Origin of the sequence: Stenotrophomonas sp. 8(2023) (assembly GCF_030345295.1) — a bacterium.
Lineage (GTDB): Bacteria > Pseudomonadota > Gammaproteobacteria > Xanthomonadales > Xanthomonadaceae > Stenotrophomonas > Stenotrophomonas muris.
The window spans coordinates 610,872-625,508 of record NZ_CP128404.1; the positions used below are offsets into that span (position 1 = coordinate 610,872).

General features: G+C 67.9%; 14 protein-coding genes. 4 read left to right on the forward strand and 10 right to left on the reverse strand.

Translation table 11 applies throughout. The features are described 5' to 3' along the window. Positions 1-3: 3 nt before the first annotated feature. Positions 4-831 carry an ABC transporter ATP-binding protein gene (locus tag QP609_RS02800; protein ID WP_142235417.1) on the reverse strand — a complete coding sequence of 276 codons (828 nt, stop codon included), beginning with the start codon at positions 829-831 and terminating at the stop codon, positions 4-6. 1 nt (position 832) lies between these two features. Beyond that, complete coding sequence (locus QP609_RS02805) at positions 833-1,954, reverse strand: ABC transporter permease (RefSeq protein ID WP_014645867.1); 1,122 nt, start codon at positions 1,952-1,954, stop codon at positions 833-835. Positions 1,955-2,046: 92 nt separating this feature from the next. Between QP609_RS02805 and QP609_RS02810 the strand changes: the two genes are divergently transcribed. Further along, on the forward strand, positions 2,047-3,306 hold the full coding sequence (locus tag QP609_RS02810; RefSeq protein ID WP_032957924.1) for a threonine/serine exporter family protein: 1,260 nt from the start codon (positions 2,047-2,049) through the stop codon (positions 3,304-3,306). A gap of 92 nt (positions 3,307-3,398) precedes the next feature. On the opposite strand, the gene QP609_RS02815 is transcribed toward QP609_RS02810, so the two are convergent. The 3 genes from QP609_RS02815 to QP609_RS02825 all read right to left on the reverse strand — a co-directional run bounded on the left by QP609_RS02815 (position 3,399) and on the right by QP609_RS02825 (position 6,635). Further along, positions 3,399-3,782 carry an H-NS histone family protein gene (locus QP609_RS02815; protein ID WP_010480700.1) on the reverse strand — a complete coding sequence of 128 codons (384 nt, stop codon included), beginning with the start codon at positions 3,780-3,782 and terminating at the stop codon, positions 3,399-3,401. Positions 3,783-4,003: 221 nt separating this feature from the next. Next, positions 4,004-5,707, reverse strand: a complete 1,704-nt coding sequence (locus QP609_RS02820) for a proline--tRNA ligase (protein WP_046428415.1) — start codon at positions 5,705-5,707, stop codon at positions 4,004-4,006. A gap of 550 nt (positions 5,708-6,257) precedes the next feature. Next, on the reverse strand, positions 6,258-6,635 hold the full coding sequence (locus QP609_RS02825; RefSeq protein WP_197621752.1) for a DUF4124 domain-containing protein: 378 nt from the start codon (positions 6,633-6,635) through the stop codon (positions 6,258-6,260). A gap of 80 nt (positions 6,636-6,715) precedes the next feature. Here QP609_RS02825 and pssA point away from each other — a divergent pair, with 80 nt between their 5' ends. The 3 genes from pssA to rimI are packed head-to-tail and all read left to right on the forward strand — an operon-like array spanning position 6,716 to position 8,486. After that, on the forward strand, positions 6,716-7,492 hold the full coding sequence (gene pssA, locus QP609_RS02830; protein WP_005415206.1) for a CDP-diacylglycerol--serine O-phosphatidyltransferase: 777 nt from the start codon (positions 6,716-6,718) through the stop codon (positions 7,490-7,492). Next, positions 7,489-7,992: a hypothetical protein gene (locus QP609_RS02835; protein ID WP_014645872.1), complete on the forward strand. Its 504-nt coding sequence runs from the start codon at positions 7,489-7,491 to the stop codon at positions 7,990-7,992. The genes pssA and QP609_RS02835 overlap by 4 nt, the downstream gene beginning before the upstream one ends. Further along, a complete protein-coding gene (gene rimI, locus QP609_RS02840; protein ID WP_014645873.1) occupies positions 7,989-8,486 on the forward strand; it encodes a ribosomal protein S18-alanine N-acetyltransferase in 498 nt (165 codons plus the stop codon). The genes QP609_RS02835 and rimI overlap by 4 nt, the downstream gene beginning before the upstream one ends. Before the next feature lie 45 nt (positions 8,487-8,531). Here the strand turns inward: rimI and QP609_RS02845 are convergent, their stop codons facing one another. The 5 genes from QP609_RS02845 to QP609_RS02865 form a co-directional block, all read right to left on the reverse strand. Continuing rightward, entirely contained in the window at positions 8,532-9,353 is an 822-nt protein-coding gene (locus tag QP609_RS02845; RefSeq protein WP_032962266.1) for an EamA family transporter, read from the reverse strand. A gap of 133 nt (positions 9,354-9,486) precedes the next feature. Next, on the reverse strand, positions 9,487-12,315 hold the full coding sequence (locus QP609_RS02850) for a valine--tRNA ligase (RefSeq protein ID WP_197621753.1): 2,829 nt from the start codon (positions 12,313-12,315) through the stop codon (positions 9,487-9,489). Positions 12,316-12,348: 33 nt separating this feature from the next. Then, positions 12,349-12,540 (reverse strand): YqaE/Pmp3 family membrane protein, encoded by a 192-nt coding sequence (locus QP609_RS02855; RefSeq protein WP_014035920.1) that lies wholly within the window; start codon positions 12,538-12,540, stop codon positions 12,349-12,351. 19 nt (positions 12,541-12,559) lie between these two features. Then, complete coding sequence (locus tag QP609_RS02860) at positions 12,560-12,985, reverse strand: DNA polymerase III subunit chi (protein ID WP_014645876.1); 426 nt, start codon at positions 12,983-12,985, stop codon at positions 12,560-12,562. Between the two features lie 82 nt (positions 12,986-13,067). Beyond that, positions 13,068-14,546: a leucyl aminopeptidase gene (locus tag QP609_RS02865; protein ID WP_197574388.1), complete on the reverse strand. Its 1,479-nt coding sequence runs from the start codon at positions 14,544-14,546 to the stop codon at positions 13,068-13,070. Between the last annotated feature and the right edge of the window lie 91 nt (positions 14,547-14,637).

Genomic DNA, 14,637 nt, shown 5'->3' on the forward strand with positions numbered 1-14,637 from the left:
GGCTCAGGCACTCTCGATCTGTTCGCCACGCGCGGCGCGCGCGCGGGGTCCGTGGAAGTATTCCTGGATCCACGGATGATCCAGTTTCTCGATGTCAGGCAAGGGTGCGTTGGCCACCACCCTGCGGTCGGCGATCACCGCGACCCGGTCGCAGATCGCGTACAGCGTGTCCAGGTCGTGGGTGATCAGGAACACGGTCAGCCCCAGCGCTTCCTGCAGGGTCTTGATCAGGCGGTCGAACGCGGCCGCGCCGATCGGGTCGAGGCCGGCGGTGGGTTCGTCCAGGAACAGCAATGGCGGATCCAGCGCCAGTGCCCGGGCCAGGCCGGCGCGCTTGCGCATGCCGCCGGACAGCTGTGAGGGCAGCTTGTTGATCGCATCGGCGGGCAGGCCGGCCAGCTTCACTTTCAGCAGCGCCAGTTCGTAGTGCCAGCGCTCGGGCAGCTCGCGGTGGTGTTCCTTCAGCGGCACCTGCACGTTCTCGCCCACGGTCAGCGACGAGAACAGGGCGCCGTCCTGGAACAACACGCCGGTGTTGCGCTCGATGTGCAGGCGGCTCTCGGCGTCGTCGGCCCGCGCGTCGCGGCCGAGTACTTCGATCTGCCCGGCATCGGGCACGCGCAGGCCCAGGATCGAGCGCATCAGCACCGATTTGCCGGTACCGGAGCCGCCTACCACGCCCAGGATTTCGCCGCGGCGCACATCCAGGTCCAGGTCTTCGTGCACGGTCTGGCTGCCGAAGCGGTTGACCAGACCACGCACGCGGATGGCCAGTTCGTGGCCCTGGTCGTCGCGCATGTCGATGGGGTCGGGGAGGGCGGATGTGCTCATGTCACCAGTCCATGTGCATGAACCACAACGCCGCGAAGGCGTCGATGATGATCACCAGCGAGATCGTCTGCACCACGCTGGAGGTGGTGCGCTCGCCGACCGACTGCGCGGTGCCCTCGACCTTCAGTCCTTCCAGGCAGCCGATCAGGCCGATCACCAGCGCGAACACGGGTGCCTTGGACAGGCCGACCAGCAGGTGCCGCACTTCCATCGTCTCGTGCATGCGCGCGATGTACATCTGCGGCGGGATGTCGAGGTCGAACGCGCCGACGGTGATGCCGCCGGCCAGGCCCGCGATCATCGCGATGAAGGTCAGCAAGGGCAGGGTGACCAGCAACGCCAGCAGTCGCGGCAGCACCAGCAGGTCGACCGGGTCCAGGCCCAGCGTGCGCATTGCATCGATCTCCTCGCGTGCCTTCATCGCACCAATCTGCGCGGTGAACGCACTGGCGGTGCGGCCGGCCAGCACGATCGCGGTCAGCAGTACCGCGAACTCGCGCAGGAAGGCGATGTTGACCAGCTCGACCACGTAGATCTCGGCGCCGAAGTCGCGCAGGATGGTCGAGCCGAGGAATGCGATCACCGCACCCACCAGGTAGGACAGCAGCGCCACCAGCGGTACCGCATCCAGCCCCACCTGCTCCATCTGGTGCACGGTGGCGGTCAGCCGGAAGCGGCGGGGTTCCTTGACCAGCCGGGCCGCCTTGACCAGGTTCTCGCCGAGGAAACTGCACAGCGCCTTGATGTTGTGGCCAGTGGCGTGGACGCTGACACCCAGCCGTTCCAGCGCGGCCAGCACGCCGAAATCCCGCTTGGGCTTGGGGCGGTCGTCGGCCACTTCCTCGATGGTGCACACCAGCGCCTGGTGGTCCGCGCGGAACTGCAGTGCGTCTTCGTGCAGATCGGCACGGTGGGCCACGCGCAGCACCTGCAGCACGCCGGCCGAATCCAGCTGCTCGATGCCGGTGGCATCGATGCCGGTCAGCTTGTCGGGAACGCCGTGCAGGACCTCGGCCGCGGCCAGCGCGGTCTTCAAGGTCCAGGTGCCGGACAGGTGGATCAGGCCCGGGTCATGGGCATCCTGTTCGAGCTGGGGGGCGAGGTTCGGGGTGACGTGGGCCATTCGGGTCGCAGCATAACCGTTCTGTATCGGGCTTCGCGTCGAACTCGGATGAATTTCTCCGGTGGGCCCCAGCGTAGGTAATACTACGGCGCATGTCCGCAGACGCTCACACGATCCCCACGCCCCAGGCCACCTACGCACAGCGCGTGGCCTTTGTTTCCGAGATCGCCGGACGCCTGCACAGCTATGGCACCACGGCCCAGCGCCTGGAAACGGCGGTGGTGGCACTGGCCCGCCAGCTCGATCTGGATTGTGAACCGTGGTCGAATCCCACCGGTATCATCCTCAGCTTCAGCGATCCGGCGCAGGCGATCGGCTCCAGCGACATCACCCGCGTGATCCGCCTGGCGCCCGGTGAGAACGACCTGCACAAGCTCAGCGTCGCCGACCATATCGCCGAAGAAGTGTCCAACGGGCGGATGAGCATCGCCCAAGGCCATACCGCGCTGCGCCAGCTGGACAAGGATCCGGGCCGGCGCGGCAAGCTGCGCACCATCCTGTCATTCACCCTCGGCGCGGCCGGCGTGGCCGGCATGTGGAAGCTGCCGTGGCTGGACATCGCCACCGCCGGTGTCATCGGCCTGATGATCGGCCTGCTCGGCATGGTCACCGACCGCCGCCCGGCCACCCGCGAAGCGGCCGAGGCGCTGGCGGCGCTGCTGGCCGGCATGGTCGCCACCCTGGTGGCGTCCTTCATTGGCGCGCTCAACCTCAATACGGTGATCATCGCCTCGCTGGTGGTGCTGCTGCCCGGCATGTCACTGACCAATGCGGTCAATGAGCTGGCCAGCCAGCACTGGGTGTCGGGCACCGCGCGCTTTGCCGGCGCGCTGACCACCATCATGAAGCTCAGCGTCGGCGCGATGATCGCGGTAACCCTGGCCGACGTGCTCGGGCTGGATCCGGTGATCCGCGCCGCGCGGCCGCAGGGGCCGTGGGTGGAGTGGGGTTCGCTGCTGACCGCGGCCTTTGCGTTCGCGATGCTGTTCAAGGCCAACCGGCGCGATTACCCGTGGGTGATCGCCGCCTCGGTGGCCGGTTATGCGATCTCCAAGTTCGGCGGCCATGCCTGGGGCGCGCCGGCCGGCATCTTCCTGTCGGCGATGCTGCTGACCGCGGGCGGCAATCTGTTCGGTCGCCTGATCGGGCGTCCAGGCGCGATCATCCGCCTGCCCGGCATCATCATGATGGTGCCCGGCAGCACCAGCCTGCGCGGTGTTCTGACCCTGGTCCAACAACAGGATGTCGGCGCCGGCCAGAGCGTGTTCCTCACCGTGCTCAACGTGGTGATGGCGCTGGTCGCCGGCCTGCTGTTCGGCAACCTGCTGATGCCCGCTCGCAAGACCCTGTGATGATGTCGGTGGGTGTGGACCCCGGTCCACACACCGGAGAATGAAAAACGCCGGCGTCCGCCGGCGTCTTTCATTCCAACCTGATCCCGGCCTCAGGCCTTCTTGATCAGGAAATCTTCCGGCTTCTTGTTGCCCTTGGCGGTCAGTTCAGCCATCCAGCGCGGCTGCTTGCCACGGCCGGTCCAGGTTTCCTTCGGATTGGCCGGGTTGCGGTACTTCGGTGCAACCTTGCCCAGCTTGCGGCCGGCGGTCTTCGACGGGGCCTTGGCGGCCGGGGCGGCCTTGCGGGCACGCGTGGCCGGGGCGCTGCCGAACAGTTCTTCGATGGTGTAACCCTCGGTCTTGGCCAGCTTGGTCAGCTGGGCCCGGACCTTGGTGATCGGCCGGCGCTTGGCGACGATGGTCTGCTGCTTCTTGGCGGTACGGATCAGGGCGCCCAGCTCGCGTGCTGACAGGCCGGTCAGGTCAATGCTCATTTACGGTTACTCCGGAAACTAATGTGTGGACGGGACAAGCCAGTCCATGGCGTCGGCGGACAGAATAGAGATGAATTAATCACAGCACAAATGCAGGCGGGTCATGGCGTGGCGGCATGCAGACGCCGTCGCGGTGATTTTGACCGGATTATGTCCGCTGCAATATCGGGGAAGGGCGCGGGCAAAAAAAAAGACCGGGGCAGGCCCCGGTCTTTTCCTGATCAGCCCTGCAGACGCTGCAGCAGGGAGGCCTTGTCCAGGTTCTCCGCGTCGCTGGCGCGGCGCGAGCGGTACTCGTAGGTGCCAGCGGCCAGGCCGCGTTCGCTGACCACCACGCGATGCGGAATACCGATCAGCTCCATGTCGGCGAACATCGCGCCCGGGCGCAGGCCGCGGTCGTCGAGTGCAGCGTCCAGGCCCGCGTCGCGCAGCTCCTGCAGCAGGTTGGCAGCGGCGTCGGCCACGGCCGCATCGCCCTTCGGGTTGATCACACACACCACCACCTGCCACGGCGCCATCGCGTCCGGCCAGATGATGCCGGCATCGTCATGGTTCTGTTCGATCGCGGCAGCCACCACGCGCGAGATGCCGATGCCGTAGCACCCCATCGCCATCACCGCGGCCTTGCCGTTCTCGTCCAGCACGGTGGCATCCAGCGCTTCGGCGTACTTGCGGCCGAGCTGGAACACATGGCCGACTTCGATGCCACGTGCGATCTTCAGTTCACCGCCGTCCACGGCACGGTCGCCGGCCCGCACGTTGCGGATGTCGGCCACTTCCGGTTCCGGCAGGTCGCGGCCCCAGTTGACGCCGGCCAGGTGGAAACCGGCTTCGTTGGCGCCGACGACGAAGTCGGCCATCGCCGCCACTTCGCGATCGGCGACCACGCGGATGGCCTTGGCCGGCGCGACCGGGCCAAGGAAGCCCGGCACGCTGCCCAGGTGCTCGGCGATTTCCGCCTCGCTGGCGAAGCGCTGCTCGTCCAGGCCGGCGACCTTGGCCAGCTTGATCTCGTTGACCTCATGGTCGCCACGCACCAGCGCCAGCACGAACTGCTGTGCCTTGCCTTCGCCGGCGATCAGCGCCACCGACTTCACCGTGCGCTGCAGGTCGATGCCGAGCAGCGCCGCGACGTCCTCGCAGGTCTTCTGGGTGGGGGTATCCACCTTGCGCATCGTTTCGGTGGCGGCCGCACGCGGCGCCGGGTCGGCGGCAATCGCCGCTTCCATGTTGGCTGCGTAGTCCGAGCCGGTGGAGAACACCAGCGCGTCCTCGCCGGAATCGGCGATGACGTGGAATTCCTGCGACGCATCACCGCCGATGGCACCGGAGTCCGCCTGCACCATGCGGAAATCCAGGCCGAGGCGGGTGAAGATGCGGCTGTAGGCCGACTTCATGTTCTCGTATTCGCGCACCAGGCACTCATCGTGCAGGTGGAACGAATAGGCGTCCTTCATCAGGAACTCGCGCGAGCGCATCACGCCGAAGCGGGGGCGGATCTCGTCGCGGAACTTGGTCTGCACCTGGTAGAAGTTCACCGGCAGCTGCTTGTAGCTGGACAGCTCGCTGCGCGCGAAGTCGCAGGCGGCTTCTTCGGCGGTCGGGCTGTAGCAGAACACCTGGTCCTTGCGGTCCTTGATCTTCAGCAGCTGCGGGCCGAACTTCTGCCAGCGGCCGGTCTGCTCCCACAGTTCCTTCGGCTGGATGGTCGGGATCTGGAATTCCACGGCACCGGCCCGGTCCATTTCCTCGCGCACGATGCGCTCGACCTTGCGCAGCACGCGCAGGCCCAGCGGCGACCAGGTGTACAGGCCCGATGCCAGCTTGCGGATCATGCCCGCGCGCAGCATCAGCCGATGGCTGGTCAGCTCGGCGTCGCTGGGGGTTTCCTTGGTGGTGTGCAGGTGGAACTGGGAGAGGCGCATCGTCGGCTTCGGATAACGGCAGAGACCTCTATTCTGCCAGCCCGGCCGGGGGGAGGGGTATCGGCAGGGCTGCGCCCTGCACCTGCGGGTAGTGCCGGCCGCTGGCCGGCAACAGCAACAGCAAAAACGGGTTTCCTGGGAGATGGCGGGGTGGGTCCGGCGGCAGGGGACGCCGTAAACCCATCCCTGGGGGCTTGGTCGCGGCTTGCTCGTGTGCGCTGTCCTGCGCACACGGCAAGACCGGTGTTGAGCGTCCTGCCCAACCCGCCCGAGGCATGCCTCGGGCCCATGGCGCTCACACCCCTGCCGCCGGACCCACCCCGCCTTCGACAGTTTCCTGCGAGCTGTCGGAATGGCTCCTGGGGTCAGATCCGTTTTCCGCAGGAAAACGGATCTGACCCCGAATTCAATTCGAGATCTGACAGATTTCATCCACGCATGGCGTGGATCTACCACCGACACCGCCCCGCCCAACCCACAGATAGCCCAGAGCCGGCTGTTGCCCTTGCTGTTGCCTCTGCAGGTGCAGGGCGCAGCCCTGCCGATACCCTTAACCGGCCGGTGGGCAGTACGCCTTGATGGCGGCCTCCGCCAATCCCCTCTGCGCGGTGTGCTGCTCCGGCGTCAACGGGGTATCGGCCTTGCCATCACCATCGGTGTCCTGCATCACCTGGCCACCACCGTCCAGCAGGGCCAGGTTGGCCCGGGCCGTGCTGCACTGCCCGGGGACCGGCGCGGCCGGGGTCTCGGTGCCGGCTGCGGCCTGCGGGGTGCGGGCCTGCTCGCGGGTCTCGAACTTCTTGCCCGCCGGCGGGGTCTCCGAATACTGGGTTACGCCATGGGCGTCCTTCCATTTGTAGACGGGGCCGGCCAAGGCGTTGGCACTGGCCAACAGCAGCAGGCATCCAAGGCAGGACAGGGCACGCATGGCAGACTCCACGGAATGGGCGCAGAACGCCGATTGCAGCATTGGCGCCGACCGCTGGCAAGTCGATTAAACTGGATTCCATGGACCCGATCACACCGCCGCCGCGCTCGCGCACGATTTACCTGCTGCCCAACCTGTTCACCACCGCCGGCCTGTTCGCCGGTTTCTACGCGATCATCGCCGCGGCCAACGGGGATTTCGTCAATGCCAGCATCGCCGTGTTCGTGGCGGCGGTGATGGATGGCCTGGACGGGCGCGTGGCGCGCCTGACCGGTACCAGCAGCGAATTCGGCGTGCAGTACGACTCGCTGGCCGACCTGGTCAGCTTCGGCATGGCTCCGGCGCTGGTGATGTACCACTGGTCGCTGTCGTGGCTGAAGTTCGACGATCCGCTGCTCGGCCGCGTCGGCTGGGCCGTGGCCTTCCTGTATGCGGCCTGCGCGGCGCTGCGCCTGGCCCGCTTCAATACCCAGGTAGCGGTGGTCGACAAGCGCTGGTTCGTCGGCCTGGCCAGCCCGGCCGCAGCGGGCCTGATGATGTCCTTCGTCTGGGCGTTCGCCGACGGCAACCTGGGCTGGGACGGCAACCAGCTGCGGTACGTGGCGCTGGCGGTGACGATCATCGCTGCGCTGCTGATGGTCAGCCGCATCCGCTTCTGGAGCTTCAAGGGTGGCGCTGCCAAGGGCACCCGTTCGGACCGCGTGCCGTTCCTGGTGCTGGCACTGGTGCCGGTGGCGATCGCGATTGCGGTCATCGACCTGCCGCGCGTGCTGTTCGCGGTCGGCATCCTGTACGCCTTGTCCGGCCCGGTGATGTGGGCCGTGCAGCGCCTGCGCAAGAAGCCCGAGGCCGCGTGAGCCAGGACCTGCCCGTGCTGTGGTCACCGGCCCAGCAGGCCTGGCTGCAGGCCATGGGCTACACCGTCTATCACGATGGCCAGCTGGCTGCCGAGCTGGATGCCGCGCTGCAGTTGAGCGTGGCCGAAGCCGAGGCCAGCGTCGCCCCGCCGGAACCGGTGCGGGCCCCCGTGCCGTCGCGCGAACAGCATGCCGGGGTGGCGCCCGCAGCCCGCCCGGAACGCCCGGCACCGCCGCGCCGCGAAACGCCGGTCAGTGCCCCGGATACCGTGCCGGCGGCTGAGCGCCCGATGCCCAGCGGCAACGCGCGCCAGCCGGTGGTCCGCCTGCCGGATCGCCTGCAGATCGCGCTGCTGCGTGCGTCCGGCTGCAACCCGAATGACCCGGCTACGCAGCGGTTGATGGACAGCTGGCCGCTGGACCAGCTGCGCCACGACCCGGCCGCCAAGCGTGCGCTGTGGCCGCAGCTGCGTGCCCTGCGCAAGCGGGGCACGCCATGAGCGCGGTCACCCGGCCCGGCCCGGTCAGCCTGCGTGCGCTGCGCGAGAGCGACCTCAATGCGGTGATGGCGATCGAACTGCGCGGCTATCCTTTTCCCTGGACCCGCGGCATCTTCATCGACTGCCTGCGTGCCGGCTATCCCGGCCTGGCGATGGAGCGCGATGGCCTGCTGGTCGGCTATGGCGTGCTCAGCATCGCCGCCGATGAAGCGCACGTGCTGAACATCTGCATCGATCCGCTGGCACAGTCGCGCGGGCTGGGTCGCCAGCTGCTGCGCGCGCTGGTGCAGCTGGCCGCCGACCGTGGCGCACAGCGCGTCTTCCTGGAAGTGCGTCCGTCCAATACGCCGGCGCTGGCGCTGTATCACAGCGAAGGATTCAACGAGATCGGCCGCCGCCCGCGCTACTACCCGGCTGCACAGGGCCGCGAGGATGCGGTCGTGATGGCGATCGAGCTGGTCGACGGCGATCTGCAGGAAATGCCGCCGCTGTAACGCAGACGGGTTGCCGGCCAGCGGCCGGCACTACCGATGCGTCGCTCACGCCAGCCGCAACGCCAGCACGCCGCCCACGATGAGCGACGCTGCCAGCCAGCGCGTGCGCGGCACCCGCTCGCGCAGCAGGAACACCGAGATCAGCAGCGCGAACAGGATCGAGGATTCGCGCAGCGCCGAGATCATTGCCACCGGCGCCTGGGTCATGGCCCACAACGCCATTGCATAGGAGGCGGTGGTGCCGACGCCACCGGCCAGTCCCAGCGGCCAATGCTGCCGCGCATAGTCCAGTACCGCGCCGCCGCGCGTATACAACGCCCACAGCGGCAGCGGGATGCCCGACAGCAGGAACAACCACAACGTGTAGCTGAGCGCGCTGCCGGACTGGCGCGCACCCTGCGCATCGACCAGCGTGTAGGTGGCGATCATCGCCGCTGTCAGCAGCGGCAGGCGCAGCTGGCCGCCGCGCGCACCCAGTGCCATGCACAGGATGCCGGTGCTCACCAGCACCACGCCCAGCCACGCTGCGGCGGGCAATGGCTCACCGAGCAGGGTGCCGGCCAGTGCGACCAGGATCGGCGCGCTGCCACGCATCAGCGGGTAGGCCAGGCTCATGTCGACCTGCTGGTAACAACGCGCGACCAGCCCGTAGTAGGTCACCTGCAGCAGCACCGACGCAGCCAGCCAGGGCCAGCTGTGCGCGGCCGGGAAGGGCAGGAAGGGCAGGGCGGCGGCCGACAGCAACGCGGCACTGCCGGTCACCAGCACGGTACCGAGGAACTTGTCCGGGCCGCGCTTGACGATCGCATTCCAGCTGGCATGCAGCGCCGCGGCAGCGAGGACGAGCAGGAAGATGGAAAGCGGCATCCGCCGATGATGCCATGCGGGGCAAATGGAAACGCCGGGCATCGCCCGGCGTTTCCGATTCCGCTTCGGTGGGTGCCAACCTCTCCCGCCGTGGCAGGTGCCAACCTTGGTTGGCACGCACCAGAGCGCGGCGTTACAGCTTCGCGCGCTGCTCGCGCAGGCCGGCCAGCTGGGTGTTCCAGTCGACCAGGCGCACGCGCTCCTGATCGACCACCGCCGGTGGCACCTTGTCGGTGAACCTGGCCAGCTTGGTTTCGCTCTTTTCCTGCTCGCCTTCCACGCGCTTGATCTCCTTGTCCAGGCGCGCGCGCTCGGCATCGAGATCGACCAGGCCTTCCAGCGGCACCAGCAGCTTCAGCTCGCCCACGATCGCGGCGGCCGCCGGCGGTGCGCTTTCGCCCTCGGCCAGCCACTGGATGCTGTCCAGCTTCAGCAGGAACGACAGCGAGGCGCTGAAGCGTTCGATGCGCACGCGGTCCTGCTCCAGGCCGGCCTGCAGCCGCAGCGGCACCTGCCTGGACGGCGCGACGTTCAATTCGCTGCGCACGCGACGCACCGCACTGATCACCGCCTTCAGCCATTCCACGTCGGCCTCGGCCTGGGCGAAATCACCGGCGAATTCGGCGGCGGTCGGATACGGCCGCAGCGACAGCGTGGTTTCGGCCAGGCCCAGGCGCGGGGCCAGCTGCTGCCACAGCTGTTCGGTGATGAACGGGGTGAGTGGGTGCAGCAGGCGCAGCAGCGCTTCCAGCACGTACAGCAGGGTGTGGCGGGTGCTTTCGGCATCAGCCGCGTCGGCACCGTTCAGTGCCGGCTTGCTCAGCTCCAGGAACCAGTCGCAGAACGCGTTCCAGGCGAACTCGTACAGGCACTGCGCCAGCAGGTCGAAGCGGTACGCGGCGAAATGGCCCTGCGCTTCGGCGGTGGTGGCGGCCAGGCGCGAAAGGATCCAGCGCTCGGCATCGGTGCGCGGGGTCGGCACGCCGGTGAACGCCGCACCTTCGGTGTTCATCAGCGCGAAGCGGCTGGCGTTCCACAGCTTGTTGCAGAAGTTCTTGTAGCCCTCGGCGCGGTTCATGTCGAACTTGATGTCGCGGCCGTGGGTGGCCAGCGCGGCGATGGTGAAGCGCAGCGCATCGGCACCGTGGGCAGCAATGCCGTCCGGGAATTCCTTGCGGGTGGCCTTCTCGATCTTCTCCACCATCTTCGGCTGCATCAGGCCGCCGGTGCGCTTGGCGACCAGGTCGTCGATGGTGATGCCGTCGATGATGTCCAGCGGGTCGAGCACGTTGCCCTTGCTCTTGGACATCTTCTGGCCCTGGCCGTCGCGGATCAGGCCGGTGAAGTAGACGTCCTTGAACGGGATCTTCCCGACCAGGTTGTCGGTGGCCATGATCATGCGCGCCACCCAGAAGAAGATGATGTCGAAGCCGGTGATCAACACCGACGACGGCAGGTAACGATCGAAGCCGCGCTCGGCCATGGCCTGTTCGTTCGGCCAGCCCAGGGTGGAGAACGGCCACAGCTGCGAGGAGAACCAGGTCTCCAGCACGTCGCTTTCCTGGTTCAGCACCACCTCGCTGCCCAGGTTGTGCTTGGCCCGCACTTCCTCTTCGCTGCGACCGACGTAGCAGCTGCCGGTGGCGGCATCGAACCACGCCGGGATGCGGTGGCCCCACCACAGCTGGCGGCTGATGCACCAGTCCTGGATGTTGTTCATCCAGTGGCGGTAGGTGTTGATCCAGTTCGGCGGCACGAAGGCAATGCTTCCGTCCTCGACCAGTTCCAGGCCACGCTTGGCCAGGTCGTCCATCTTCACGAACCACTGGTCGGTCAGGTACGGCTCGATCACCTGGCCGGTTCGGTCGCCACGCGGCACCTGCAGCTTGTGCGCCTTGGTCTCGACCAGGATGCCCAGGTCTTCCAGCTCGGCCAGCACGGCCTTGCGTGCTTCATAGCGGTCCAGGCCCCGGAAGCGTTCCGGCGCGTTCTCGTTCAGCGCCGCCACCGGGGTGAACAGGTTGATCATCGGCAGGCTGTGGCGCACCCCTACTTCATAGTCGTTGAAGTCGTGCGCCGGGGTGACCTTGACCACGCCGGTGCCGAACGCGCGGTCCACGTAGTCGTCGGCGATCACCGGCACGCGCCGGCCGGTCAACGGCAGCACCACGCTCTTGCCGATCAGGTGCGCATAGCGCTCGTCTTCCGGATGCACCATCACCGCGGTATCGCCCAGCAGCGTTTCCGGGCGGGTGGTGGCGACGACCAGGTAGTCGCGGATTTCGCGCAGGGTTTCCACGCCGTCGGCATCGCGCTCGACGTGCTCGTAGCTCAAGCCGTCATCCAGCGTGTAGGCGATCGACCACAGGAAGCCGTCTTCCTCGGCGCTCTCCACTTCCAGGTCGGAAATGGCGGTCTTCAGCACCGGGTCCCAGTTCACCAGGCGCTGGCCGCGGTAGATCAGGCCCTGCTCGTACCAGCGCACGAAGGCCTCGTTGACCGCCGCCGATGGCTGCGGGTCCATGGTGAAAGTGCTGCGCGACCAGTCGGCGGAGGTGCCGAGGCGGCGCATCTGGCGTTCGATGGTGTCGCCGGACTGCTGCTTCCACTCCCAGACCTTGCCGATGAAGCCTTCGCGGCCCAGCGAATCGCGGGTCTCGCCCTTGCCTTCCAGCGCCAGGTTGCGGCTGACCACCATTTCGGTGGCGATGCCGGCATGGTCGGTACCGACCTGCCACAGCGTGTCGTAGCCGCGCATGCGGTGGTAGCGCACCAGCGCATCCATCAGGGTCTGCTGGAAGGCATGGCCCATGTGCAGGGTGCCGGTCACGTTCGGCGGTGGCAGCAGGATGGTGTACGGCTCGCCCGTGCCGGACGGCTTGAAGTGGCCGGCCTTCTCCCAGGCCTCGTAGAGGTCGGTCTCGAAGGACGTCGGGTCGTAGCTGGAGGCGAGTTGGGTCATGCGGGGGAACCGGTAATCAAGGCGGAAGGGAGATCAGCGCGACCCGAGGGCGCGGCGGATCTTCTGGTCGGTGTGGTACTGGCTGACCGCGTAGGCGGCCCAGATGGCGGCGGGCAGCCAGCCGATCAGGGTGATCTGCAGGATCAGGCAGACGATCCCGGCCAGCGGCCGGCCGATGGTGAAGAAGGACAGCCAGGGAAGAATCAGGGCGATCAGCAGGCGCATCAAGGGGTCCTCGCCGGGCTCACATGTCGTGCTTGTTGAGGTCGTAACCGGCGGCCTTGTACTGGCGCCAGCGCTCGCGCAGCGGTTCGCGCGCTTCCGGATCGGCCGGGACCACTTCCAGCACACGCTCGCACTGGCCCAGCCAGGGCTCATCGCGCAGGTTGATCACCAGCGGGCGTGCCGGCGCGTCGGTGCCGGGTACGGCGATCAGCACCAGGGCCTCTTCCTCGTCCATGTCTTCGCCGGCAATCTGGTGCGGGATGTAGGCATCGTTGTCGAACGCCCACAGCAGCTCGTCCAGTTCCTCGGCCTGGGCCTGGTCACGGGCCAGCACCAGGGTGAACAGCCCGGCGTCGTTGGCCTTGCGCGCCAGTTCGCAGACCAGGCGCAACGGCTCGGTCAGGAAGCGGGGCTTGGCGATCAGGTAGAAGTCGGCGCGGGGCATGGCAGGGTCCGGGTCAGGCAAGGGCCCGGCAGTGCCGGGCGAGGCCCCGGCCGGCGTCTGCCGGCCAGGGTCGGGTACGGCATCAGGCGCGGGCGACCTGGTCCAGCAGCCACTGGCTCAGCAGGCCGACCGGGCGGCCGGTGGCCATGCCACGCTTGCCTTCATCGCTGGCGACGCCGGCGATGTCCAGGTGGGCCCAGCGCTGGCCTTCGGTGAAGCGCGACAGGAAGCAGCCGGCGGTGATCGCGCCGGCCCAGCGGCCGCCGATGTTGTAGACGTCGGCGAAGGTCGAATCCAGCATCGGCTGGTACTCGTCCCACAGCGGCAGGCGCCAGGCGCGGTCGAACACGTGCTCGCCGGCGGCCAGCAGCTCGTTGGCCAGGTCGTCGTGCTTGCTCATCAGGCCGGCGGTCTGGTGGCCCAGGGCGACCATGCAGGCACCGGTCAGGGTGGCGACGTCGACCAGCGCGGCCGGCTCGAAGCGCTGTGCGTAGGTCAGCGCGTCGCACAGGATCAGGCGGCCTTCGGCGTCGGTGTTGCCGACTTCGATGGTCTTGCCCGACATCGAGGTGATCACGTCGGAAGGACGGTAGGCGTTGCCGTCGATGGCGTTTTCCACCGCCGGCACCACCACCACCAGGTTCAGCGGCAGCTTGGCCTTGACCGCCGCGACGAAGGTGCCGATGACGTTGGCGCCGCCGCACATGTCGTACTTCATCTCTTCGATGCCGCCCTGGGTCTTCAGGTTGACGCCACCGGTATCGAAGGTGATGCCCTTGCCGACCAGCACGTAGGGCTTGGCGTCGCCGCCATTGTTCCACTTCAGCACGACCAGACGCGGGCGGTTGGCCGAACCGCGGGCCACGGCCAGCAGCGAGCCCATGCCCAGCGCTTCCATCTGGTGCTCGTCGAGGATCTCGGCTTCGGCACCCTCGTGCTCGCCGGCGAACTTCACGCCCACGTCGGCCAGATAGGCCGGGGTGCAATAGTTCGGCGGCAGGTTGCCCAGCTCGCGGGCGAACTCGACACCGGCGGCGATGGCCTGGCCCTGGGCCAGGGCCTGGGCGTCGTCACCGGCCACGGCCAGCTGGGCCAGGCCGGCATCGTCGGCCTTCTTCTTGCCCAGGGTGGCGGTGTAGCGGTAGGCGGCGTGATCGGCGGCGATCACTGCCTGGCGGATCGCCCAGGCCGCGTCGCGGTCCTTGATGGCCAGTTCGGACAGGGTGAACAGCGCGCTGCGGACGGCGCCGGCCTTCAGCGCGCGCACCGCGTCGCCCACGGCCTTCAGGTACTGCGGCACGCCGAAGCGGGCGGCGTCGCCGAGGCCGACCACCAGCACGCGCGGCGCGGTCACGCCCGGCAGGTCGTGCAGCAGGGTGGTCGCACCGGTCTTGCCGGACAGGTCGCCACGCTGGGCCAGGGCGGCCAGGCGGCCACCGCTGGCGGCGTCCAGGGCCTGCGCGGCCGGGGTCAGGGTATGGTCGGCATACGCGCCGACCACCAGGCAATCAACGGTGGCGGCGGCCGGAGCAACGTGGTTCAGGGTGAATTCGAGGGCCATTGAGCAGATTCCATTGGCGAGTCCGTACAATCGCAGGCCGTTTACGCCCAGACAGTAGACTGGGCGGCACCGCGAACGAACCCCAGAGTTT

Bases quoted from the DNA above. Each gene is read 5' to 3' on its own strand.
- QP609_RS02800 (WP_142235417.1), bottom strand. From the start codon at position 831: ATGAGCACATCCGCCCTCCCCGACCCCATCGACATGCGCGACGACCAG.
- QP609_RS02805 (WP_014645867.1), bottom strand. From the start codon at position 1,954: ATGGCCCACGTCACCCCGAACCTCGCCCCCCAGCTCGAACAGGATGCC.
- QP609_RS02810 (WP_032957924.1), top strand. From the start codon at position 2,047: ATGTCCGCAGACGCTCACACGATCCCCACGCCCCAGGCCACCTACGCA.
- QP609_RS02815 (WP_010480700.1), bottom strand. From the start codon at position 3,782: ATGAGCATTGACCTGACCGGCCTGTCAGCACGCGAGCTGGGCGCCCTG.
- QP609_RS02820 (WP_046428415.1), bottom strand. From the start codon at position 5,707: ATGCGCCTCTCCCAGTTCCACCTGCACACCACCAAGGAAACCCCCAGC.
- QP609_RS02825 (WP_197621752.1), bottom strand. From the start codon at position 6,635: ATGCGTGCCCTGTCCTGCCTTGGATGCCTGCTGCTGTTGGCCAGTGCC.
- pssA (WP_005415206.1), top strand. From the start codon at position 6,716: ATGGACCCGATCACACCGCCGCCGCGCTCGCGCACGATTTACCTGCTG.
- rimI (WP_014645873.1), top strand. From the start codon at position 7,989: ATGAGCGCGGTCACCCGGCCCGGCCCGGTCAGCCTGCGTGCGCTGCGC.
- QP609_RS02845 (WP_032962266.1), bottom strand. From the start codon at position 9,353: ATGCCGCTTTCCATCTTCCTGCTCGTCCTCGCTGCCGCGGCGCTGCAT.
- QP609_RS02850 (WP_197621753.1), bottom strand. From the start codon at position 12,315: ATGACCCAACTCGCCTCCAGCTACGACCCGACGTCCTTCGAGACCGAC.
- QP609_RS02855 (WP_014035920.1), bottom strand. From the start codon at position 12,540: ATGCGCCTGCTGATCGCCCTGATTCTTCCCTGGCTGTCCTTCTTCACC.
- QP609_RS02860 (WP_014645876.1), bottom strand. From the start codon at position 12,985: ATGCCCCGCGCCGACTTCTACCTGATCGCCAAGCCCCGCTTCCTGACC.
- QP609_RS02865 (WP_197574388.1), bottom strand. From the start codon at position 14,546: ATGGCCCTCGAATTCACCCTGAACCACGTTGCTCCGGCCGCCGCCACC.